Source organism: Providencia sp. PROV197, from assembly GCF_028479625.1.
Lineage (GTDB): Bacteria > Pseudomonadota > Gammaproteobacteria > Enterobacterales > Enterobacteriaceae > Providencia > Providencia vermicola.
On the sequence record NZ_JAMPNZ010000018.1, the window covers coordinates 147,671 to 169,874 of the forward strand.

22 protein-coding genes are annotated in these 22,204 nt (G+C 45.7%); 8 read left to right on the top strand and 14 right to left on the bottom strand.

Annotated features, from left to right (window positions below):
• Nucleotides 1-32: 32 nt before the first annotated feature.
• The 14 genes from PR808_RS10660 to PR808_RS10725 form a co-directional block, all read right to left on the bottom strand.
• Nucleotides 33-1,502 (bottom strand): aldehyde dehydrogenase, encoded by a 1,470-nt coding sequence (locus tag PR808_RS10660; RefSeq protein WP_206083612.1) that lies wholly within the window; start codon nucleotides 1,500-1,502, stop codon nucleotides 33-35.
• A gap of 11 nt (nucleotides 1,503-1,513) precedes the next feature.
• Nucleotides 1,514-2,305 carry an aspartate dehydrogenase gene (locus tag PR808_RS10665; protein ID WP_272539267.1) on the bottom strand — a complete coding sequence of 264 codons (792 nt, stop codon included), beginning with the start codon at nucleotides 2,303-2,305 and terminating at the stop codon, nucleotides 1,514-1,516.
• A gap of 11 nt (nucleotides 2,306-2,316) precedes the next feature.
• Complete coding sequence (locus tag PR808_RS10670; RefSeq protein WP_272539268.1) at nucleotides 2,317-3,111, bottom strand: SDR family oxidoreductase; 795 nt, start codon at nucleotides 3,109-3,111, stop codon at nucleotides 2,317-2,319.
• Nucleotides 3,108-3,950 (bottom strand): alpha/beta fold hydrolase, encoded by an 843-nt coding sequence (locus PR808_RS10675; RefSeq protein WP_272539299.1) that lies wholly within the window; start codon nucleotides 3,948-3,950, stop codon nucleotides 3,108-3,110. The genes PR808_RS10670 and PR808_RS10675 overlap by 4 nt, the downstream gene beginning before the upstream one ends.
• Nucleotides 3,951-3,965: 15 nt before the next feature.
• A complete protein-coding gene (locus tag PR808_RS10680) occupies nucleotides 3,966-4,478 on the bottom strand; it encodes a cupin domain-containing protein (RefSeq protein WP_206083618.1) in 513 nt (170 codons plus the stop codon).
• A 26-nt stretch (nucleotides 4,479-4,504) separates the two neighbouring features.
• Nucleotides 4,505-5,785 carry an MFS transporter gene (locus tag PR808_RS10685; protein WP_272539269.1) on the bottom strand — a complete coding sequence of 427 codons (1,281 nt, stop codon included), beginning with the start codon at nucleotides 5,783-5,785 and terminating at the stop codon, nucleotides 4,505-4,507.
• Between the two features lie 18 nt (nucleotides 5,786-5,803).
• A complete protein-coding gene (locus PR808_RS10690) occupies nucleotides 5,804-7,018 on the bottom strand; it encodes an NAD(P)/FAD-dependent oxidoreductase (RefSeq protein WP_272539270.1) in 1,215 nt (404 codons plus the stop codon).
• 1 nt (nucleotide 7,019) lies between these two features.
• The gene (locus PR808_RS10695; RefSeq protein WP_272539271.1) at nucleotides 7,020-7,949 is read right to left on the bottom strand and encodes a VOC family protein; all 930 of its coding nucleotides are present in this window, start codon (nucleotides 7,947-7,949) and stop codon (nucleotides 7,020-7,022) included.
• Nucleotides 7,950-8,056: 107 nt separating this feature from the next.
• Nucleotides 8,057-8,833: an IclR family transcriptional regulator gene (locus PR808_RS10700; RefSeq protein WP_206083622.1), complete on the bottom strand. Its 777-nt coding sequence runs from the start codon at nucleotides 8,831-8,833 to the stop codon at nucleotides 8,057-8,059.
• Nucleotides 8,834-8,865: 32 nt separating this feature from the next.
• Nucleotides 8,866-9,621: an SDR family oxidoreductase gene (locus tag PR808_RS10705; protein ID WP_206083623.1), complete on the bottom strand. Its 756-nt coding sequence runs from the start codon at nucleotides 9,619-9,621 to the stop codon at nucleotides 8,866-8,868.
• On the bottom strand, nucleotides 9,614-10,654 hold the full coding sequence (locus PR808_RS10710; RefSeq protein ID WP_206083624.1) for an aromatic ring-hydroxylating oxygenase subunit alpha: 1,041 nt from the start codon (nucleotides 10,652-10,654) through the stop codon (nucleotides 9,614-9,616). Before PR808_RS10710 ends, PR808_RS10705 begins: the two co-directional genes overlap by 8 nt.
• Before the next feature lie 54 nt (nucleotides 10,655-10,708).
• Nucleotides 10,709-11,017, bottom strand: a complete 309-nt coding sequence (locus PR808_RS10715; protein WP_206083625.1) for a recombinase-like helix-turn-helix domain-containing protein — start codon at nucleotides 11,015-11,017, stop codon at nucleotides 10,709-10,711.
• Between the two features lie 2 nt (nucleotides 11,018-11,019).
• Nucleotides 11,020-11,334 (bottom strand): non-heme iron oxygenase ferredoxin subunit, encoded by a 315-nt coding sequence (locus PR808_RS10720; protein WP_206083626.1) that lies wholly within the window; start codon nucleotides 11,332-11,334, stop codon nucleotides 11,020-11,022.
• Between the two features lie 266 nt (nucleotides 11,335-11,600).
• Entirely contained in the window at nucleotides 11,601-12,530 is a 930-nt protein-coding gene (locus PR808_RS10725; protein ID WP_206083627.1) for an MBL fold metallo-hydrolase, read from the bottom strand.
• 460 nt (nucleotides 12,531-12,990) lie between these two features.
• On the opposite strand from PR808_RS10725, the gene hypF reads away from it, so the two are divergent.
• The 8 genes from hypF (at nucleotide 12,991) to hypA (ending at nucleotide 22,164) form a co-directional block, all read left to right on the top strand.
• On the top strand, nucleotides 12,991-15,267 hold the full coding sequence (hypF, locus tag PR808_RS10730; RefSeq protein WP_272539272.1) for a carbamoyltransferase HypF: 2,277 nt from the start codon (nucleotides 12,991-12,993) through the stop codon (nucleotides 15,265-15,267).
• A gap of 605 nt (nucleotides 15,268-15,872) precedes the next feature.
• Nucleotides 15,873-16,991, top strand: coding sequence for a hydrogenase 2 small subunit (hybO, locus tag PR808_RS10735; RefSeq protein ID WP_206083631.1), 1,119 nt, complete (start codon nucleotides 15,873-15,875; stop codon nucleotides 16,989-16,991).
• 2 nt (nucleotides 16,992-16,993) lie between these two features.
• Nucleotides 16,994-17,980, top strand: coding sequence for a hydrogenase 2 operon protein HybA (hybA, locus tag PR808_RS10740; protein WP_206083633.1), 987 nt, complete (start codon nucleotides 16,994-16,996; stop codon nucleotides 17,978-17,980).
• Nucleotides 17,964-19,151, top strand: a complete 1,188-nt coding sequence (hybB, locus tag PR808_RS10745) for a Ni/Fe-hydrogenase cytochrome b subunit (RefSeq protein WP_272539273.1) — start codon at nucleotides 17,964-17,966, stop codon at nucleotides 19,149-19,151. The genes hybA and hybB overlap by 17 nt, the downstream gene beginning before the upstream one ends.
• Entirely contained in the window at nucleotides 19,148-20,851 is a 1,704-nt protein-coding gene (gene hybC, locus PR808_RS10750; RefSeq protein ID WP_206083635.1) for a hydrogenase 2 large subunit, read from the top strand. The genes hybB and hybC overlap by 4 nt, the downstream gene beginning before the upstream one ends.
• Nucleotides 20,851-21,345: a HyaD/HybD family hydrogenase maturation endopeptidase gene (locus PR808_RS10755; protein WP_206083636.1), complete on the top strand. Its 495-nt coding sequence runs from the start codon at nucleotides 20,851-20,853 to the stop codon at nucleotides 21,343-21,345. The genes hybC and PR808_RS10755 overlap by 1 nt, the downstream gene beginning before the upstream one ends.
• Nucleotides 21,338-21,823, top strand: coding sequence for a hydrogenase-2 assembly chaperone (gene hybE / locus PR808_RS10760; RefSeq protein ID WP_272539274.1), 486 nt, complete (start codon nucleotides 21,338-21,340; stop codon nucleotides 21,821-21,823). Before PR808_RS10755 ends, hybE begins: the two co-directional genes overlap by 8 nt.
• Nucleotides 21,823-22,164, top strand: a complete 342-nt coding sequence (hypA, locus tag PR808_RS10765; protein WP_272539275.1) for a hydrogenase maturation nickel metallochaperone HypA — start codon at nucleotides 21,823-21,825, stop codon at nucleotides 22,162-22,164. Before hybE ends, hypA begins: the two co-directional genes overlap by 1 nt.
• The last annotated feature ends 40 nt before the right edge of the window (nucleotides 22,165-22,204 follow it).

The following is a 22,204-nucleotide window of genomic DNA, read 5'->3' on the forward strand; positions in this document are numbered from 1 at the left end:
CTAAATGCTTGAATAATCCTTTAACGGATTGGTTATTCACACCAACGGTTTGGTTGTGGGTTAAGTGCCAGAAACAGACTTTTTTGTTGCATATAGGCCTTGAGGCTTTCGATACCTTTTTCGCGACCAAGACCACTTTCCTTGAAGCCACCAAATGGGGTTGAAATAGAAAAAACTTTGTAGGTGTTGATCCAAACGGTGCCTGTTTCAAGAGCATCAGCAAGTTTAAAGGCGCGGGTATAATCACGCGTCCAAATCCCTGCCGCGAGACCATACACGGAGTCATTGGCTTCTTGAATGAGTTCATCTTCGTTATCAAAGGGGATAACAACCAAAACAGGGCCAAAGATTTCTTCTTGGCAAACACGTGTTTGGTTATTTAAGCCTTCAATAATGGTGGGGCAATAATAGTTCCCCGATTGCAGGGCTGGGTCTGAAGGGATTTTCCCGCCAAGACGAATTTCTCCACCTTCTTGAATGGCCAGATCAACGTACGCCTGAACGCTATCGCGGTGAGCAGGGGAAATTAATGGGCCAATGTGTACTCGTTCTTGGCGAGGGTCACCGATAATTAGGTTTTGGGTTAATACGGTGAGTTTTTCCATAAATTTATCGTAGATATCACGGGCGACAAATAAACGTGAACCTGCAATGCACGCTTGCCCCATCGAACTAAAAATGCCGTAGCAAACACCGTGAGCAGCAAGGTCAAGGTCGGCATCGGATAACACGATCGTCGGGGATTTTCCGCCTAATTCTAACGAGGTGGTGATCAGTTTATCTGCCGCAATATGCGCCAGTTGTCGCCCTGTATTGGTGCCCCCTGTGAAGGATATTTTTCGTACTAAAGGGTGGCGTACGAGGGCATCCCCGATAATTGAGCCTTTTCCAGGCAGTACGCTTAACAAGCCGCTAGGTAAGCCCGCTTGCTCAAAGATTTCAGCGAGTTTTAACGAAATTAGTGGCGTTGCCTCCGCAGGTTTCAAAATAACGGCGTTTCCTGCGGCAATTGCAGGGGCAATTTTTTGCATATCACTGGCAATCGGTGAGTTCCACGGCGTGATCGCTGCAATAACGCCAATAGGTTGGTAAGTACTTATTGTCATGATATCCGTCTGGCGGCGAGGGGGAAGCTCTCCACCCAACACTTCACAAACCGCAGCAAAATAACGTGCGGTAGCCGCTGCACTTATCACAAGGCCACGGGCTTCAGCCCAGGGTTTTCCGTTATCTAATGTTTGTAAGTGGGTTAATTCTTCGCGCTGTTCGTCAATTAAGGTGCTGACTTTATATAAAATAGCCGCACGCTGGTGGGCGGGCATATTTCGCCATGAAGGCTCTCGCCATGCGGCTTCTGCGGCTACAACCGCATCCTCGACATCTTCAAGGCTAGCGCTATTTAGGGTTGCGACAATATGGTTGTCGCCAGGAAAACGCGATTGCATCTCTTTGCCACGGCCCAATTGCCATTTTCCGCCGACAAAAATATCCATTTTATTCATGATGTACTCCGTCAAATGGCATCCTGTTCAGCAACATGGCGGCAAATCGCCACCGCACTCAGTGCTGACAACATGGATGTTTTAGGGTTAGAGGGAAGTGGGTTGCCATTGAGTTCGATGCAAAATTGCCCAAAATCACCTTGTACTTCAATGCGATGGGTATTTTTTCTCGTGTTTGGGTCAACAATTAACTGTACTTGTGTGTCATCCATACCGATTCCGTAAAGGGCAACGGTTGCAGCAACATTGGCATTCGCTGGGAAGTTAAGTGCGGCCTCCCGAGCACTACCCGTAAAAAATACAGTCGCTTCAGTTACTTGGGATAAGTCGATAAATTGTTCGGCGGGGCCATTACGCCAACTCGCTGGGCTTTTGCGTGATTGATAAGTTACCTGCGTAATATTGGCCTCTTTCGCTGCACGCAGCCCATCAAGCCCTGCAATTGCTCCGGTTAGCGGAATTAATTGCCCATGATGTTGTTTGGCTAACGCGGTTAAATGTTGTGCCGTTGTGGTGTCAGCGAGTGCACCCGTTGAAATAATTGCTAGTCGCCAGCCCTTTTGTAAAACGAGGGGGGCGTACTGTTTAACGGCTTGATGGCTAGCACATTCCAACACAAGAGAGGGTTTTTCATTAACTTGGTTGATATCCTCAATCGGGGTGACTTCCCCATGAAAGCGCTTAAGAATAGCTTCGTGGTGATGCGCGCGTGCCACAATCCAGCGCAGCGTTATTCCACGAGGTAAGCGAGTAATCACCTCTTCTACCATCGCGCCATAGCCAATTAGCATTAACGTTTTCATATTTCAATCCTTTAAATTTGATGGGCAAAGCCACCAGAGACATCCAAAGCGGCACCTGAGGTAAACGACGCCATCGGGGATGCTAAGAAAACCAGTGCACGAGCAGGTTCTTCAGGTTTACCCAAGCGCTGCATGGGAATGCCGCGGTTTTTGGCGATGTTGCCTATCCATTGTTCCCATGTGAGGTCTGTATCGCTGCGATTTTCGAAACGGCGTCGCCATTGGTCTGATTCCACCATGCCAAGTAAGATGGAATTGACACGGATACCTTTAGGTAACAATGTCTTAGATAAATTCAGTGTCATGTTTAATAATGCGGCTCTTGCAGCGGAGGTTGCGACCATGTGTGGCTCAGGTTGCAATGCTAGCAATGAATTCACGCAGGTAATTGATGCGATATTGGACTGTTCTAAGAGTGGTAAGAATGCATTCACTGGGTTTATCACCCCAAATAATTTCAGTTGGGCTTCATGTAGCCAAGCTTCTTCAGGGGTATCTGAAAAGCTGGCGACATAACCTTGACCTGCATTGTTAATTAGTAAATCAACGTGCCCATATTGCTGGTGAACTTGTTCAGCAAAGGCCTCTGTTTGGGTTTTATCTAATACATCGCAGATTACAGCGGTAAAATTTCCTTGTGGGTATAAGGCCATTAATTTTGTTGTTGCAGCCTGTAATTTATCTTTATTTCGACCACAAAAGGCCACTTTGCACCCTTCGTCGAGTAATAATTTGACGGTCGCAAAGCCAATGCCAGAGCTTCCGCCAGTCACGACAGCCACTCGGTTATCTAATTGTAAATTCATGCGTTTTTCCTTTGCAAAGCGGCCGATAGAAAGTGAGTTAGGTGCTGGTTAAATTCAGCGGGTTGGTCAAGGTAGCTCGCATGACCCGCTTGTGGAACATAAAACAGCGGACACTGCTTCTGCTGCGCTAATCGGCTGACTTGCGAAGGCGGAGTGATGGTGTCCTCTTCTCCAACTAGCATTTCGAGCGCACCAGTATAGGCCTTTAAATACAGGCTGATATCGTCATGAGCCAGCATCCAAGCGGCGGATAAAAAACCTGGTGGGTTGAGTTTTCTCATATTTTGCTGCACCCACTCGATTTTTTCTTGTGAAGCAGTGGGTGAAAGTAAGGCTGCCGCGCGGTTTTGTGCATAAGCCTCGATGCCTGAGCTAAACACAATATCGTGCCTTTGGTCATACACGCGGTTGCGTTCTTCAAGGCTTTTTGTTCCATAACCTTGTGCGGGGTTAGCGAGAAATAAGCCATTGACGCGCTGAGGATGCAAAGAGGCAAAAGCACAGGCCATTAAAGCCCCCAGCGAGTGGCCAACGAGGGTCACTTGCTGTAAATCCAGTCCATCAAGAAAGGCTTCTAACGCATCGGCGTAATCCAGCGCTACAGGTGTTTTTGTCGCCAATTCAAGGCTATTCATATAGCCAGGCGCATCCCAACAATAGAGATGATAGTGATGAGTCAGTGATGACGCCGTCAGTTGAGAAATCCATGATGCCGATCCTGAACTGATACCATGGAGGAGGATCACTGGCTCACCTTGGCCTGCCTCCCGCCAATTAAGGCGATATTGACCAAAGTTGGCAAGCTGTAACTCGGGTAAATTTTCAATTGGCAGATTCATCACTGATTACTCCTGTTATCCGCGTTTCACTTTTGATAGTGGGTGGTCTTCTGGGTATGTTGGGATAGCGGGTTTTTGTGTCCCAATCATCACACACATTAAGGCCTCCTCTTCCCCGTGATTGAATAAGCCGCGGTAAATTCCCGCAGGGACAGAAATCAAATCACGTTCTTTTAATACCGTTTCATATTCTTCATCACCGTCTTTGATAAACAGCGTGATGGTGCCTTTTAGCATGAAAAAAACTTCTTCAACGTCAGGGTGCAAGTGCAGCGGCCCTTCACACTTAGCGGGTAAGACCATGGTGGAAAAGGTGAAGTTTTCTGCAGGAACAGTATTTACATCGCTTGCGACTCCTGTTGCGCCAGTGCCGATATAACGCATTTGTGCGCGGCGATATTTCGGGTCGTAATCGGCTTGGAATTTCAATGCGTTCCAATCGTATTTGCGCCCTTCAAGGCGGGCTACTCGGGATTCAATCCACTGTGCCATTGGGATCCCTTGTGGTTTGATTTGAGGTTGTGACATGGCGTTATCTCCTAAAAAGGCAGTGTTTAGTATTTTTTCAGTAAGGGGAGCAATAACAAGCTACCCACTAAACCAATAATGACGATAAATAACAGCCCACTATCCATAGTGTGGGTAACGGTAATCAACACACCCATTAATAGCGGTGCGGCAGCGCCAGCAAGGTTTCCAAGGCCATTGAATATCCCACCAGCAAGGGCACTGACTTGTTTTTGTGTTGCTTTAGCGAGTAATGCGAAAATGTTAGGAGCACCAGCTCCCCACATAAACATGCTGAATGCCATCATTAAAATGATGCTGTAGGTCTCAGTGAGGAACAGCACGCCCGCCAAACCAAGCACGGCACCCAACAACGAGATAAAACACACTAAGGCTCTGCGGTCGTAGCGGTCAGAAAGCCACGCGCCAATTGCTTCACCAAACAGCATGGCAATGAATGGGAGGGAAGAGAGGATCCCTGCGTGTTCCAAGTGAATGGATTTCCCTTTAATTAAGTAGCTTGGTAACCAGCCATTCATGCCCCAGAGATAGACTAAAAACGCAATGTTGAATATGCAGATAATCCAAAAATGGCTATTTTGAAATAGGCGTTTTTTATGAGCTTTCATTTCTGCAATTTGTTCTTCGGGTCGTTTTTCCCCTGATGCTGTTTTTAACTGAGCACTCCGATTGACCAAATTTGGGTGGCGAATTCCGAAGACCACCAACCACCACACGGGCACGGTAAAGGCTGCCATGACGAAGAAGGTGCTTTGCCAGCCAAAATTATTTAATAGATACAACGAAATAGGGAAGCCTAGTGCTGCACCTAGCGGAGTGCCCAGCAACCAGAGCATCGTGGCTCGAGCCTGCATTTTGGGCGGGAAGGTGCGGCGGATAATGGCATAGGCGATGGCTAACAATGGCCCTTCGGCTATGCCGAGTAATACGCGTAGGAAAACCATGGTGCCATAATGGTGGGTAAATCCCATAAAGATCATTAAGAAGCACCAACTGCTGATCATAAATAACAACATTTTTGTGGGGTGAAAGCGGTCACCAATCCCACTCAGTAACATGGATGAAATGCCATACGCGAATAAGAAAGCGCTCATCAATAAGCCTAAACGAGTGGGATCAAAATCGATCCCCAGCGCTTGTTGGAACTTTTCGTCTGAAAACAGTGCAGCGATGCTAATTTTGTCGAAAAATGCCAGTAAAACGCAGGAAAATAGGCCGATTGGGATCAGCCAGTTCACTTTTTCTGGTGTATCCTGCGTACTTTGTGCATTTTCATTGGCGGGTATCGTGATACTTTGATTTGCCATGTTTTTTCCTCGCTGGCACTATTTAAGTGACATTAGTGAAAATGTGGGGTCGGCAAGCTCTGAGGGAACCAATTTACGCTGGCTTTGCAACCAACGTTTACCCAGTTTGATCGCGCGAGCATCATTAAACGCCACCATTTGAACCAATTCGTTAGCTTCATTTAATGCAAAGTGAACCTCTGAATTTTCGCTGTGGCGTTGGATGTGTTGCAGAGTCTGTGTGCTCGGGACTCCTAAAATTTGTATGTTGTCTTGGTATTGATCAGACCAAAGCCAAGCGGGTTCATTAAACCCTACGGATTGCGGGTTAAGCATCGCTTTTGCTGTGGTGATGGCTTGGTTTTGCGCATAAGCCCAAGATTGCAAACATAAAGAAAGTGTTGGGTGGCATGCAACATCCCCCGCGGCATAGATGTCAGGGTGCGAGGTTTGCCCTTGAGCGTCGATCACGATGCCATGAGTGACCGTTAACCCCGCATCTTTTGCGAGCTCAAGGTTGAGCTCAACACCAATCCCCATAACGGCAAGGTCAAAGGACTGAGTTGGGTGTTTTTGACAACCGATTTGTAAAGCGTCGTTGTCATCAACCAATTGAATATCGCCACAATCTGTAATGACCTGTACGCCAGCCTCATGATGGCGCTGCGCTAATGCGTCGGAGACACTTTGCGGAACACTGCGCTCACACAGACGGTTTTGGCGTTCAAAAATCGTCACATCAAGACCCATTTCCCGTGCAGAAGCTGCGACTTCTAAGCCAATCCATCCACCGCCAATGATGGCAATTTTTTTTGCGGATAAGAGGCTGGAGCGTAGTGCTTGGGCATCATCCCATGAGCGTAGGGCAAATACGTTAGGGTGTTGTTGCCATGCTTTTGATAAATAACGAGGACGGCCACCTGTTGCAATAAGCAGTTTATCAAAGCTAACTAACCGCCCATCATTGAGATAAACACACTTAGCTTGCGCATCAATTCGCTCGGCTCGAATGGGTCGAAACCACTGCAGGTTCAATGCTCGGGTATCATCTTCACTAAATAAACGCGATAAAACAGCGTCTTCTTGCGTGAGAACTGCTTTTGACAGTGGAGGACGTTCGTAAAAATCGTGGTTTTCATCACTAATCACCGAAATAGTGCCTTGATAGCCTTGTTCTCTGAGCGTTTTTGCAGCCCAGCCACCAGCTTGGCCACCGCCAATAATGACAATACCGCCTTGAATTAGAGTGCTCATCTTATGACTCCTTGGCGGGTTTAACTTGGCGGCGTGTTTCATAATCTAAGCCACCTTCAACCGCCCATTCGGTAAATGAAACCAGTGAGTGTTCCAGTTCCCTTGGCTGCCATTTTTCCGTGAGGTAGTCGTCGTTGGTGTAGTATTCGAATGCGCCGCCCGTTGGGCTATTGACGTACCAAAAATAAGCGGACGAAATCGGGTGGCGACCTGGACCAATAAAGGTACTCCAATGATGGCGGTTCATAGCTAAGCCCCCACCAATCACCTCGTGAATATCCCGAACAGTAAAGGCAACGTGGTTCAAGCCACTGCCGCGATGCGGTAACTTGAGTAAGAACAAATTATGGTGGCAGCCATTAATTTGAGCGCGTAGGAAAACGGCGCGATCGATGTAGCGATCCGAAACTTGGAAACCCAGCTTTTGGCAATAAAATGCTTCTGTTTCAAGGAGGTTATCAACAAAGAAAACAACATGACCCACGTTAATAGGTGTAGCTTTTTCATAAATTGGGCTAGGTTCATCAATGCGGCGAATGTCTCCCCATTGATTGATACCTGTGACGTCGAGTTGGACGTCTTTTTGTTGTGAAAGGCAAAAAGCGACAGTCATGCCATTAGGATCGCGGCATTGTGCGCCAGAAGATGTTCGCTCAAATCCATCACATTCCTGAATATTATCAATAATTTGATTTAGGTTAGTGAGGTTCTCAACGCCCCATGTAATGCGCCTTAAGGTTGATCCCGTTTCAAAAGGTGCAGGAAGGGAAGCATCATCAAGGGGGAATAATGCCAGCTCGGCGCCTGATAGAGTGGTAAACACGTTTGGATTATTGTTAGAAACGTGTAAGCCAAAGTCATGTAAAAATTTTTGGCAGGCTTTAAGGTCTTCAACGCCAAATTCTAATTTTTCTATTCCAATCACTGACATAGCTTAATCCTCTGTAGGTTGGTGTTATTGCCTGATACGTTTTTTGGGCAAAGGAAAGCCGAGGCTTATGGCAATAAACCGAAAAATGGGTAAGTTTTTCGCTAACGCTAAATCACTTTGGCTGGGATGATGCCGCCAATAAATTCAGTTAGCTTTTGTGCTGCACTGCGCACTTCATTTTGCAAATATTGGCGCTCCTGCACAGGGATGCTGTCCATGGGAACCATGATACTGATTGCCGCTTCGACCCCGTTGTCTTGGTTGTAAACAGGATAAACAATGGAGGAGATGCCACGGCGATAAAATGATTCACCGATAACATAACCCCGCAGTTTGTCAGCTTGGATCATGTTCCAGAATTCGTGTTTGCTGCCCGCGTTATCAGGTAGCTCTTCATCAGGGTAAAGAGCATCAAATTCTGTAGAAGAAAGCCCGCTTAATAGCATTCGCCCTAAAGATGTTCGATGAGCTAATAAGCGTGTGCCGACGCTGACATGGTTAATTTTTGATTCCGCACCGCTGACGCGAGCGATGTAAATAATGTCTCGGCCATCGCGGATCACAAGATGGCTATTGCACTGGCTTCGGTCTCGCAAATGTTCAATAATCGGTTGGCCTAATTGGGTTAAATCAAGAGAGGCGATATAACCGAGACCAAGGCTAAGCACTTTGCGACCAAGTGAAAATGCCCCTGTTCTCGGGTGTTGGACAAGGAAATCCAAATGTACCAAGGTTTGTATCGCGCGATAAGCCGTGGCTTTAGGCATATCGACTAAGCGTAGGATTTCGGCAAACGTGAGCTCGCGGTGCTGCTGTGCGAGCAAGAGAAGAAGTTGCAATCCTTTTTCCAGACCAGGTATCAAGTACTTACATGTTGAATTCAATGCCTTAACCTCGCCGCCCACGCGGTCGTCAATTAGTTAAATACAAAGCCGCCGTTGACGGGGATGAGCTGCCCCGTCACAAAATTAGCCATATCAGAAAGCAAGTACAATGCAGTACCAGTGACATCTTCAGGTAATTGCTCCCCTTGTAAGGCGCGACCATTTTCATAAAGCTGGTGGCGTTCTTCAGGGACATATTCAGTGGCTTCAACTTTTGTCAGCCCTGGCGCGATCGCATTAACGCAAATGCGGTGTTGGCCTAACTCACGGGCCATTGAGCGAGTCATACTGATAATTGCCCCTTTACTGGCGACATAGGCCATTAGCCTTGGCGCCCCCCAAAGGGCAGTATCAGACGCAATATTGACTATTTTTCCATGTTGGCTTTGCTTTAATAGCGGTAACGCCGCTTTTGTTACCAGCCATGTTCCTTTGACATTTACAGTCATGACGCGATCCCAAAGCTCAAGATCGTATTCATCTAAGGCTTTACCCCCCACGCCAGTCGCAAGAGCCGCATTGTTGATCAACCCATCAATGGCACCTTGTTGGGAGATGTGTTCAAAGGCTCGGCGAATAGAGGCGGGATCAGCAAGATCGATACAGTAACTTTGTGCATCAAACCCTTGGCGGCGCAATGTTTCGGTACTTTCTTGCAAACGTTCTTCAAGAATGTCGCACAGAATGACCTTAGCGCCTTGTTCTGCGACGGCTTGGGCAAAGCTAAAACCCAGCCCCCTTGCCGCGCCAGTGACCACAATACGTTTTCCCGCCAATAGGTTATGCATTTTCAGTTTCCTTACTGTAAATCAGTTCAAACTGTTTTTTGGCTTCACGCTGCATGATGCGACGAAGACGGGATAAACCGACATCGTGTTGATAGAGAAACTCATGGTTACGCGCATTTGGTGCAAGGTTTTCTAAAATAATGCGGTCTTGCTCTAACACATCCCAATGCAGCCCCTCTAAGCGGTTACGGTACATAAAGCGCCAGAGATCGCGTTGCCAGTCTTTGACTTTACGAATTCGCCAGAAGAATACGCGGCAGTGATCTTTATCTTCTGGAACGACCATGCCGATGATCCAAAAGTGCCCACCTGGTCCAAAACGTTTTTGATATGGGATGGATAAACGAAGCCAGTTTGCACCTGTGCTGGCAAACTCCACCCAGTCGAAGTTGACACCAATTTGATCATTCTTACGAAAAATAAAACCCGTTTGAGTGGCTTCAAGGATCATCTCAGACTGTTTATCCCCTTCAGCCATGGAGTGTGACGAAGAGTGTAAATAGGTGCCATGCATCGGATCCATCACGTTTTCAAGGGCATACTGATAGTTGCATTTCCAAGATGCAGTGCAGAGGAAGTGGCTGTGGTTTTCGTTATCGGCTAATTCTTCAGGGAATTCAAGCGCTGGCGGCGTTTCCCCTTCAATCACAGCAAAATAGAGGAAAATCGCACCGTGAACTTCCTGAACCGGGTAGGTTTTTAAGCATTTTTGGCCTTCAAGAGGGCATTGGCTAACCGCTGGAACGTCCTTGACAATACCATCTCCGCCTACTTCAACGCCGTGGTACCAACAGGCAATGCGCTCACCAAGGTTCCAGCCCATGGATAAACGTGCACCGCGGTGAGGGCATCTATCTTCTAAGGCATGAATTTGGCCTTTATCATCGCGCCATAAGACAATTTGCTCTTCAAGGCGAGTGATGCCGATGGGATTACTGCTGACTTCCCAGCTTGATAATACGGGGTACCACTGTCCTCGTAGCCCCACATCTAAATACGCTTGATAGTTTTGAGGTTGTGTATTCGTTGTCATAATTTGCTTCCGATTATCAAAGGTTATTTTTATTTTTGTATAAATTACAAAGTATTAATATCCATTAACGAGCAAAAATTCGCGGAAACTGCTGGATGTCCATGCGTGACCTTGCCGGTCAAATAATTGTTGTTGGTTTAAAGCTTCAACGAGGGCTTCGAGAGTTTCCGTTCCTGATGCAAATAAATTTTCTAATGCGGCGATCAACGCTGTTTCGTATTCATCTGGAAGTCGCGATCGTGTTTGCCAGACAATATTTGGCGCACTTCCAGGTGCTTGAATACTCCCTTTTCCACCTTCTCGTGCAGGAATAATTTGGTTATTTGCGGGGAGGTAAGGATTAATATTTTGAATCGGTTCCATGTTTACTCCTCAATTAAGCTAATTTCGATTTGGTTTTCATGAATGCGAGTTTGATAGGTTTTTAAATCTCGACCACCAGGTTCTCGCAGACATTTTCCTGTTTTGATATCAAAGATGGCTTCATGTAGGGGACACTCAACTTTTCCATCTTCAACAAACCCTTGGCTGAGTAGGGCATAAGCGTGAGGACATACATCTTCTAAAGCGTAATATTGGTCTTCAACCAAAAAAATACCGATTTCGTTGTTATTAACTTTGGCTGAAAAGGGAAATTCTTCTTGAACTTGTGAAACATCGCACACAGCAATCCAGCTCATTTTTTTCTCCTCTTAATACGCAGTAACATTTTGTTTCATATACGAAACGTTGTTTATTATTTAAAACCAGATTAAATGTAGGGGTGATTAATAGTCAATCGAATGTTGACTATATGTAAAATATTCGTTTCGAAATGTGGAGTGTGTCGAGCTTATTGCGTTGTTTAGTTTCATATAAGAAACAGAAGGGGATTTATCAGCGATTGTGTGAGTTAATATCAGAGCCAATCATAGCCACAAGGTAGCCTGTGGCTATTTTGGTTACATTATTTTAATTCAAACCGTTGTAAGTCTTTACTTACGGTGACTGGACCAGAGTATTGCTTTCTAACCTCCTTGATCCAAACTTCATCAGTAATCGATGGGTCATCTGCGGGAACAAGGTGGGTGAGCACCAAATGTTTTACATTGGCTTCCTTCGCGATTCTACCGACCTCTTCTGCGGTGGTGTGATGGGAAATAATCGCTTTTGCAAGGGTCGAGCCATTGCCAATTCGGTTTGCTAAGTTTTCAACGCCAGAAACCAGCACGACTTCACTGACTAAAAGGTCGGCATCTTTGGCAAATTCAGTAATTTGTTTATTATCAATCATATCACCCGTGATAACGACGGTTTTCCCCTCTGATTGGATTTTATAGGCCAGGGCTTCATCGGAATTAAAAGGGGGATGGGGCACAAACAACGCACTGATTTTCACACCGTCTTTATCAACAACAACACCTTCAGAAATATCTTTGGCGGTGACCATATTACGTAAATCAGGTTTGCCTTCATCTTTAATACGTAAATCAATATCGCGCTTAAAGGTGTCCCAAACACCTTTGGTCATGCTCTCTGTACCCACTGGACCATACACCGTAACAGGGTGGTTTAGCCCACTGTTCCATGCATTTAATAATAACGCAGGGTAATCGGCAACGTGGTCACTGTGCAGGTGAGTAATAAAAATTGAGTCGATATTTTTTAGCGGGGCTTTGGATTGAACTAAGCGCAAAGTTGCGCCGTATCCTGCATCAAAAAGATAGGTTTTATCCCCTTTAATAAATGCTGTCGATTGCGGTAAGCGAGCTTCACTTAATATGGATGGCCCACCTTTTGTTCCAAGGGTAATAATTTCATCGGCATTAGCTAAAGAACTTGAACCGAATAATGCCGCCGCGAGAGATAGAGAGATAAACAGTGGTTTGATTTTCAAAATAGTACCTCTTTTTATTATTAATGAATTTACACTGGTATTGAATAATTATAATTAAAATCTATATGTTGCTAAATTGTTAACATATGAATGAGCTTACTTTTGTTTGGGTGATGTGACTATCGTTCTTTAGGATTAATTATAAGGTTTTTTATTTAACCTATTAATAACAGTGAGTTAAATGACATTGGAATTCTACGGTTATATAAACTGACTTTATTATTTAATTAAGAAAGAGAGTTTATTTAATAATGCAATTTAAATTAGATTTAAAAACTAATAGGAATGAGTTTATTAAGTTTTATTAATTAGAGTTATTGGAAATATAATGAATCAACGAATTTAGCGATGTAATTCCCCATATTTTCTTATGTGTATCCCACCTTTTTTTGATCTCACGTGAAGTTTTTTGAGGCTGTTAGCGGGAAAATAGCTTCTATTGAAATAAGAGGGTGTGCAAGTGAGCAACGGAATACAGCTTCGGGTTAAAGGTAAAGTACAAGGGGTGGGTTTTCGTCCCTATGTTTGGCAGTTGGCACATCAGCAGCAGCTGTATGGGGATGTCTGTAATGATGGTGAAGGGGTATTAATCCGCCTACTCGCAAATGCAGATATCACTAAATTTAGCCAATTATTACAACAACACTGCCCTCCTTTAGCGCATATAGAGAGTATTCAATCACAGTCTTTTCAGTGGGATGTTTTTCCCGATGAATTTACCATTCGCCGTAGTGGCGAAGGGAAGATGGATACGCAAGTGATCCCCGATGCGGCAACTTGTGATGCTTGTCAGCAAGAGATTTTTGACCCTACTAATCGCCGTTTTCATTATCCATTTGCCAATTGTACTCATTGCGGGCCGCGCTTTACGATTATTCGCCATATGCCTTATGATCGCCCAAATACCGCGATGGCTGATTTCCCGTTATGTCCTGAGTGTTTGGTGGAATATCAATCCCCCGCGGATAGGCGTTTTCATGCGCAGCCCAATGCGTGTGCTGTATGTGGACCTGAAATTAAGCTCAGTGATGCTTTCGGGCTGACGGTGGCGGAGAAGGAAGGGGCGCTAATATCGGCATCGCAATATTTACTCATGGGTAAAATTATTGCCATTAAGGGGTTAGGTGGTTTTCATCTTGCTTGCGACGCAACGGATGACCATGCAGTGCAAGCGCTACGCATGCGTAAACATCGCCCAACAAAACCATTTGCGGTGATGATCCCGTCTTTAGATTGGTTAAAAAACCAAGGGGTGAGAGTGAGTGATGGGCTAGCCTCATTGCTAAAAAGCCCCGCAGCGCCGATCGTTTTAATCAAGCAGTGGAAAAACAGCGGTCTAAGCCAGTTTGTCGCCCCCCATTTGACTGAGTTAGGGGTGATGCTGCCTTCAAATCCCTTACAGCATTTATTAATGGCGGAAGTAAAAAAACCGTTAATCATGACGTCAGGGAATGCATCTGGGAAGCCCCCTGTTCTTACAGAGCAAAATGCGTTTAAGGATTTAGCTAATATTGCCGATTTTTACCTGACGCATAACCGCGATATTGTGCAACGTGCTGATGATTCTTTAGTTCGTTATCACCAAGGCGAGGCTGAAATGTTACGCCGTGCTCGTGGGTATGTACCTGATTCTGTAGATTTACCTGAAGGGTTTGAAAACTCCCCCTCTATATTAGGGTTAGGGGCTGACCTGAAAAATACGTTTTGTTTACTGCGCGATAAAAGCGCGGTATTAAGCCAGCACCTTGGGGATTTGGACGACTTAGATATTTTTGAGCAATACCAAAGTTCGATTGATTTGTTTGAGTCAATTTACCGTTTTACACCAACTGCATTGGTTGGGGATATGCACCCAAACTATGTCAGCCATCGCTTTGCTAATCAACTATCTGCACAGTTAGATATTCCCTTTGTGCAAGTTCAGCACCATCACGCCCATATTGCGGCCGTTATGGTGGAACACGGTTTGCCAAGAAATACAGATAAGGTGATTGGTTTAGCACTTGATGGGTTAGGTTTTGGTGATGACCAACGTCTCTGGGGTGGGGAATGTTTACTCGTAGATTATACATCCAGCCAATATTTAGGTGGGTTGCCCGCGGTCGCTTTACCTGGAGGCGAAATGGCGGCAAGGCAACCTTGGCGTAATTTATTGGCTCATTGGTTACAGTTTGTTCCCAACTGGCAACAGCAATCAGATGCAATTCAACTTCTTGAGTTCCCTTGGCAAGGACTGGAAAAGGCTATCGAACGCGGGCTCAACTGCCCAACGGCGTCTTCCGCGGGGCGGTTATTTGATGCTGTTGCTGCTGCCCTGGGTATTTGTACGGTACAAACGAGTTGGGAAGGTGAGGCCGCGTGTCAGCTTGAAGCGCTGGCGATGAACTCTGAGGTTATGACACACCCAGTGACGATGCCATTAATTAATCAACGCCTTGACTTAGCAACGTTTTGGCGTGAATGGTGTGCTTATCAAGCGCCTAAAGCGCAACGCGCCCATGCGTTTCATGTCGCATTAGCAAATGGGTTTGCGCAGCTTGCGAAAATATCTGCCCAGCAATATGGCATTAAGACAATCGTGCTATCGGGGGGCGTGATGCACAATAAATTATTACGAAATTTATTAATGAATAATTTAAATGAATTTGAGGTATTAACGGCAAGGCAGTTCCCGATGGGGGATGGTGGATTGGCATTAGGGCAAGTGGCGATAGCCTCAGCAAAATTAAAGCGTTAGCCAATGAGGAATATTGCAAGGCCTTTAGAGTGTATATTAGGCTGATTTTTGTATATTTTAATTTTTAATTAAAATATTCTTTTTTTGATATTGATTCTTATTTAGATAATTAATAATTATATTAATGGATTGGTTATTAATAATACTCTAATTTCGTTTAATTAAATGATAAACAAATAATGAATTCCTATATATCAATGATAATTAATGAAATTTATATTTAAATTAATGTGATATATAGCGCATTATTGAATAATAAACGATGGAGTTTTATTTCAGGTATCACTTTTACCTCCCAGTAACTGAATCGATTTTTCTAACAAATATATAAAAAAGATGAAATTTCTTATTTCCTCTTGATGAAGATCAAGTGATTAAAAATCGGTAGGAATAGGATCCTATTTTATATATATGCACCAGGTTACTTAAATAAGAATTTATTTCATTAAGCTCAGTTTTGTTGTCAATTTGAATTGCAATGATACAAGCGTAAGGCGTAAGCGTATTTAGCACGTCGGGTTTTGTGGCATCTCTAACGCAAGGATAATCAACGAAATTTGTTTAATGAATAGGTTCTAAGCCACCCATAATAATAGGAAAAAAGAATGATAGGAGATAACTCTATTAATTCTCCTCACGGTATTAACCGCCGTGATTTTATGAAGTTATGTACAGCGTTGGCAGCAACGATGGGGCTAAGCGGGAAAGCAGCGGCCCAAATTGCTGAATCTATTAGCGACCCAGCTCGTCCGCCTGTCATCTGGATTGGCGCACAAGAGTGTACGGGTTGTACCGAGTCCCTGCTGTGTTCTACCCATCCAACCCTCGAAAACTTAATTCTGGATACAATTTCACTGGAATACCATGAGGTGTTATCTGCCGCTTTTGGTGAACAAGTTGAACAGAATAAGCATAATGCGATAGAAAAATACAAAGGAAAATATGTTCTTGTCGTTGATGGTTCTATCCCGCTGAAAGACAACGGTATTTACTGCATGGTTGCAGGGAAACCGATTGTTGAGCATATCCGTGAAGTGGCTGAACATGCCGCCGCCGTGATTGCAATCGGTTCTTGTGCCTCTTGGGGCGGTGTTGCAGCGGCGGGTGATAACCCAACGGGCGCTGTTGGGCTAAACCAAGTTATCAAAGATAAGCCGGTGATTAATATCCCAGGTTGCCCGCCAAATCCACATAACTTCCTTGCGACCGTTGCACACTTAATTACGTTTAATCGCCCGCCAGCACTGGACAGCAAAAACCGTCCAATGTTTGCTTATGGTCGATTAATTCACGAGCACTGCGAGCGCCGCCCTCATTTTGACGCAGGCCGTTTTGCCAAAGAGTTTGGCGATGATGGTCACCGTGAAGGTTGGTGTTTATATCACTTAGGCTGTAAGGGCCCTGAAACTTACGGCAACTGTTCAACATTGCAGTTCTGCGATGTTGGCGGTGTATGGCCTGTGGCGATTGGCCACCCTTGTTATGGCTGTAACGAAGAAAACGTCGGCTTCCACAAAGCGATTCACCAACTTGCGAGTGTGGAAAATCCAACGCCACGGGCGGATAAACCTGATTTAAATAACCGTGAAGGCGGGCAAATATCATCAACCGCCGTTGGCTTAATTGGTGGTGTTGTGGGGTTAGTCGCTGGGGTGAGTGTGATGGCGGTACGTGAATTAGGTCGCCAAAAACGCCAGCAAGACCATGACTCACGGGGAGAATAACCGTGAATAGACGAAATTTTCTTAAACTCTCCGCAGGGGGAGCGCTCCTTGCGGGCAGCTCACCAAGCTTGGCGGGAGCGGAAAACCGACCGCCAATTCCAAACTCCCTTGGCATGCTGTACGACTCAACTTTGTGTGTTGGGTGCCAGGCCTGCGTGACAAAATGCCAAGATATCAACCACCCAGAGCGTAATCCTGTCGGGGAGCAAACATGGTCGAACAACGACAAGCTTACCCCATACACCAACAACATTATTCAGGTCTGGAGTAGCGGCACGGGGGTGAATAAAGATCAGGAAAAAGACGGCTACGCCTACATTAAAAAGCAGTGTATGCATTGCGTTGACCCAAATTGCGTCTCTGTTTGCCCTGTTCAAGCACTGAAAAAAGACCCGAAAACGGGCATTGTTCATTACGATGCAAGTGTGTGTACGGGGTGCCGTTACTGCATGGTGGCGTGTCCGTTCAACATTCCAAAATATGCTTACGATGATAAGTTTGGTGCTATCCATAAGTGCGAGCTATGTAATCAAAAAGGCGTTGAGCGTTTAGATAAAGGCGGTTTACCTGGCTGTGTGGAAGTGTGCCCAACTGGGGCGGTGATTTTCGGTACGCGGGAAGAGTTGCTCGCCGAAGCAAAAAAACGCTTAACACTCAAAGTGGGGGATGAATATGGCTTCCCACGTCAAACCCTGCATAGTAATGATCCAAATGTCATCAAAGTGCCGAAGTATGAAAACCATGTGTATGGCGAGCTTGAAGGCGGCGGAACGCAGGTCATTGTGCTCTCTGGCGTGCCATATCAACATCTTGGCTTGCCTGAATTAGAGCAGCTTTCGACAGGTGCGCGCTCTGAATATGTTCAACACACGCTATACAAAGGCATGGTGTTGCCGTTAGCGGCGCTAGCAGGGCTGAGCTTCTTGGTGTATCGCAATACCAAGAATGACAAACACGAAGGAGATGACTCAAATGACGACGCATCATAAAGAAAAGCCGCTAGGCGGGCGTTTAGTCAGTTGGCCAATTATGGTCTTTGGGCCATTGGTGTTGCTTTGCGTCATTCTGATTATCAAACGTTTAGTTTTCGGCTTAGGTTCGGTTTCTGATCTTAACGGCGGTTACCCGTGGGGGATTTGGATCGCCTTTGACTTGCTGATAGGGACAGGTTTTGCCTGTGGTGGTTGGGCACTGGCTTGGGCGGTGTATGTGTTTAACCGCGGGGAATATCACCCACTGGTTCGCCCTGCATTACTGGCCAGTTTATTTGGTTACTCCCTAGGTGGTTTATCCATCACTATCGACGTGGGGCGTTACTGGAATTTGCCGTATTTTTATATTCCAGGCTTCTTCAATACCAATTCGGTGCTGTTCGAAACCGCCGTGTGTATGACGATTTACATTGGTGTGATGGCGTTAGAATTTGCCCCAGCCTTGTGTGAACGTTTTGGCTGGAAAGTCTCATTAAAACGCTTGAATAAAGCGATGTTTTTTATCATCGCATTAGGGGCATTGTTACCAATGATGCACCAATCCTCAATGGGATCATTAATGATTTCAGCGGGATACAAAGTACATCCAATTTGGCAAAGTTATGAAATGTTGCCGCTGCTCTCGCTGTTGACCGCGTTTATTATGGGTTTCTCGATTGTCATTTTCGAAGGCTCATTGTTGCAAGCTGCCTTAAAAGGGCAGGGGACAGATGAACGGCCACTGTTTGTGCGGCTAACGCAAATTCTGCAAGTGCTTTTAGTGTTGTTCTTAGTGTGTCGATTTGGCGAGTTGATTTATCGCGAAAAACTGCATCACATCTTTAATGGCGACTTCTACGCCATGATGTTCTGGATAGAAACCGTGTTAATGGTGATCCCATTAATTATTTTCCGCATGCCATCGCTACGAAATGATTCGCGTTGGTTATATATCAGCGGATTAAGCATGTTAATCGGGGCGGCAATGTGGCGAATGAGCTATTCCCTTGTCGCGTTTAATCCTGGGGGCGGTTACGACTACTTCCCAACATCAGAAGAACTTTTAATTTCAATGGGTTTTGTGGCAATTGAGGTCTGCGCGTATATCTTGCTGATCCGCCTACTACCCGTTATTCCAGCATTGAAAAAAACAACGATGAGCCATTCAGAGGCCCGAGGTAAAGCATGAGCCAACGTATAACAATAGATCCAGTCACTCGTATCGAAGGTCACTTACGCATTGATTGTGAAATTGAAGATGGAAAGGTCACCAAGGCTTGGGCTTCAGGCACCATGTGGCGCGGTATGGAAGAAATTGTCAAAGGGAAAGACCCTCGTGATGCATGGATGATTATGCAGCGTATTTGTGGGGTTTGTACCACTGTTCACGGCATTGTATCTGTACGTACCATTGAAAGCGCTTTGAATATTGATGTGCCCGTTAATGCGCAATACATCCGTAATATGATTTTAGCGGCGCATACCATTCAAGACCATATTGTCCATTTTTATCAATTATCGGCGCTAGATTGGGTAGATATCACCTCCGCGTTAAATGCAGACCCAAATAAAGCAGCAGAAATCCTCAAAGGGGTTTCCACATGGCCACTCAATAGCGCAGAAGAATTTACTCGCGTACAAGACAAAATCAAAAAACTGGTGGCGAGCGGGCAATTAGGGATTTTTGCGAATGGTTACTGGGGTCACCCAGCGATGAAATTGTCGCCTGAAGTGAACTTGATTGCGGTTGCGCACTATTTGCAAGCCCTTGAATGCCAACGGGATGCAAACCGCATTGTGGCATTGCTTGGGGGGAAAACACCACACATCCAAAACCTCGCCGTGGGCGGTGTCGCGAACCCGATTAACCTTGATGGCGTGGGTGTTCTTAACCTTGAGCGTTTAATGTATGTGAAATCCTTTATCGACCGTTTAGGGGATTTTATCGAGCAAGTCTATAAAATCGATGCAGCAGTGATTGCAGCGGGTTACCCAGAATGGTTAGAAGTCGGCCAAGGGGCGAAGCATTACATGTGTATGCCTGAAATGCCGATGGACGGCAAAAATGGCAGTTTCTTATTACCGGGTGGCTACCTCGAAAATAGCGATTTCAGTACCTATCGCCCAATTACCAGCCACATGGACGAGTATTTGATCAACGGTATCAAAGAAAGTAGCAAGCATGCGTGGTACAAAGAAAACGAGCCACAAGCACCGTGGGAAGGCACTACAAACCCTGACTACACAGGTTGGGACGATGACGGTAAATATTCATGGGTGAAAGCGCCGACCTTCTATGACAAAACCGTCGAAGTGGGGCCATTAGCGGACTTACTGTGCAAGCTGGCGGCAAAACACGAGCCAACGGAAAAACATTTTAACGATGTGGTGAACCTGTATCAAACACTGACGGGTAACAGCATTGGTATCGATCAGCTGCACTCCACCCTAGGCCGTATTATTGGTCGTAGCGTGCGTTGCTGTGTGCTGAATGAAACACTGTCAATTCAGTGGCAAGCACTGGTGGATAACATTGGCAAAGGCGACTTTACTACCTTTGTAAAACCAAATTTCCCAGAAAACGCAACGATTAAAGGGGTTGGATTTGGGGAAGTACCTCGCGGACTGCTTTCACACTGGGTAGTTATCAAAGACGGTAAAATTGAAAACTATCAGGCTGTTGTGCCATCTACATGGAACTCTGGCCCACGTAATTTCAATGACGAACCAGGTCCTTATGAGCAAGCGTTGGTAGGAACGCCTGTTGCTGACCCAACTAAACCACTTGAGGTAGTGAGAACCATCCACTCATTTGACCCATGTATGTCTTGTGCGGTGCACATTGTGGATCCTGAGGGTGGGGAAGTCACTAAGGTTAAGGTGCTGTAATGCGAATTTTAGTCTTAGGCGTTGGCAATATTTTGCTGAGCGACGAAGGGATTGGCGTGCGCATTGTTGAAGCATTGGAAGAACGTTATCACTTGCCTGAATGTGTGGAAGTGCTTGATGGCGGTACTGCGGGAATGGAATTGATCGGCCCAATGGCCTCCCGTGACCACTTAATCATTGCAGATGTGGTGTTATCGAGCCAGCAACCTGGCTCGTTATTAGTGTTACGTGATGGCGAGGTGCCTGCGTTGTTTACCCGTAAAATCTCCCCTCACCAGCTAGGATTATCTGATGTGTTATCTGCTCTGCATTTAACGGATGAATTTCCACAACGTTTGACCTTAGTGGGCGTCGTACCTGAGTCCTTAGAGCCACACATTGGTTTAACCGCAACAGGGCAAGCTGCGTTAGAGCCTGCATTGCAAAAAGTGGTAGACGTGCTGCGAAGTGAAGGTTTGGAAATTACGGCAAAAGAAGAGAGTTTACATGCCTGATGACATTAACGGTTATCAAAGTAACCCACGGCCTCTCGTTGAGGCCGCATTTCAACGGGTGGCGGAGCAATCGATGCACGATTTGTCTTTTCTCCACCCCTCGATGCCCGTCTACGCCAGTGAGTTCGCTTTATTTGAAAATCAATGGGTTGGTGCGGTTATCACCCCGTGGATGCTCAGCGCCCTCATTTTACCTGGGCCTGACCAGTATTGGGAGCAGCGTACTGTCGGCGACAAAATTGGCTTGATTTTACCGTATGGGGAAATGACCTATACCGTTGGGGAACTTAACGGACTAACACAATATTTAGCCTGTTCGTTAATGTCGCCATTAGATAAAAGTTTGAGTCCTGAGCAAGGTATTCACCTTGCGGATGATTGCCGCCGTATTTTGCTGTCGCTGCCAGTAAGTGACCCAAATGTACCTCAATCGCCAGCACGCCGCGCGTTATTTGCACGCCACTTGAAGGAAGCATAATGCATGAAGTTTCATTGTGCCAAAGCACACTCGAAATAATTGAACAGCAAGTCAAGCAAAACGCCGTGAAAAAAGTCACGGCAGTTTGGTTAGAAATAGGTGCGCTTTCCTGTGTTGAAGAAAGCGCATTTCGCTTTTGTTTTGATATCGCTTGTCGCGGTACTGTCGCGCAAGGTTGCCAATTGCATATGGTGCATCGTCCCGCACAAGCTTGGTGCTGGGATTGCAGTGAAATGGTGGAAATTGATATCCACCAATCCGTTTGCCCACAATGCCAAAGTTTGAATTTAAAAGTGGAAAGTGGCGATAGCTTGCGCATCAAAGAATTAGAGGTCGAATAGTTTTCAAAGTGACTTTGAGGTGCATCAACCTTGCGATTTT

Bases quoted from the DNA above. Each gene is read 5' to 3' on its own strand.
- PR808_RS10755 (WP_206083636.1), top strand. From the start codon at position 20,851: ATGCGAATTTTAGTCTTAGGCGTTGGCAATATTTTGCTGAGCGACGAA.
- PR808_RS10720 (WP_206083626.1), bottom strand. From the start codon at position 11,334: ATGAGCTGGATTGCTGTGTGCGATGTTTCACAAGTTCAAGAAGAATTT.
- PR808_RS10710 (WP_206083624.1), bottom strand. From the start codon at position 10,654: ATGACAACGAATACACAACCTCAAAACTATCAAGCGTATTTAGATGTG.
- PR808_RS10680 (WP_206083618.1), bottom strand. From the start codon at position 4,478: ATGTCACAACCTCAAATCAAACCACAAGGGATCCCAATGGCACAGTGG.
- hypA (WP_272539275.1), top strand. From the start codon at position 21,823: ATGCATGAAGTTTCATTGTGCCAAAGCACACTCGAAATAATTGAACAG.
- PR808_RS10685 (WP_272539269.1), bottom strand. From the start codon at position 5,785: ATGGCAAATCAAAGTATCACGATACCCGCCAATGAAAATGCACAAAGT.
- PR808_RS10695 (WP_272539271.1), bottom strand. From the start codon at position 7,949: ATGTCAGTGATTGGAATAGAAAAATTAGAATTTGGCGTTGAAGACCTT.
- hybC (WP_206083635.1), top strand. From the start codon at position 19,148: ATGAGCCAACGTATAACAATAGATCCAGTCACTCGTATCGAAGGTCAC.
- PR808_RS10715 (WP_206083625.1), bottom strand. From the start codon at position 11,017: ATGGAACCGATTCAAAATATTAATCCTTACCTCCCCGCAAATAACCAA.
- PR808_RS10670 (WP_272539268.1), bottom strand. From the start codon at position 3,111: ATGAATTTACAATTAGATAACCGAGTGGCTGTCGTGACTGGCGGAAGC.
- hybE (WP_272539274.1), top strand. From the start codon at position 21,338: ATGCCTGATGACATTAACGGTTATCAAAGTAACCCACGGCCTCTCGTT.
- PR808_RS10705 (WP_206083623.1), bottom strand. From the start codon at position 9,621: ATGCATAACCTATTGGCGGGAAAACGTATTGTGGTCACTGGCGCGGCA.
- PR808_RS10690 (WP_272539270.1), bottom strand. From the start codon at position 7,018: ATGAGCACTCTAATTCAAGGCGGTATTGTCATTATTGGCGGTGGCCAA.
- hybO (WP_206083631.1), top strand. From the start codon at position 15,873: ATGATAGGAGATAACTCTATTAATTCTCCTCACGGTATTAACCGCCGT.
- PR808_RS10660 (WP_206083612.1), bottom strand. From the start codon at position 1,502: ATGAATAAAATGGATATTTTTGTCGGCGGAAAATGGCAATTGGGCCGT.
- PR808_RS10665 (WP_272539267.1), bottom strand. From the start codon at position 2,305: ATGAAAACGTTAATGCTAATTGGCTATGGCGCGATGGTAGAAGAGGTG.
- PR808_RS10675 (WP_272539299.1), bottom strand. From the start codon at position 3,950: ATGAATCTGCCAATTGAAAATTTACCCGAGTTACAGCTTGCCAACTTT.
- hybB (WP_272539273.1), top strand. From the start codon at position 17,964: ATGACGACGCATCATAAAGAAAAGCCGCTAGGCGGGCGTTTAGTCAGT.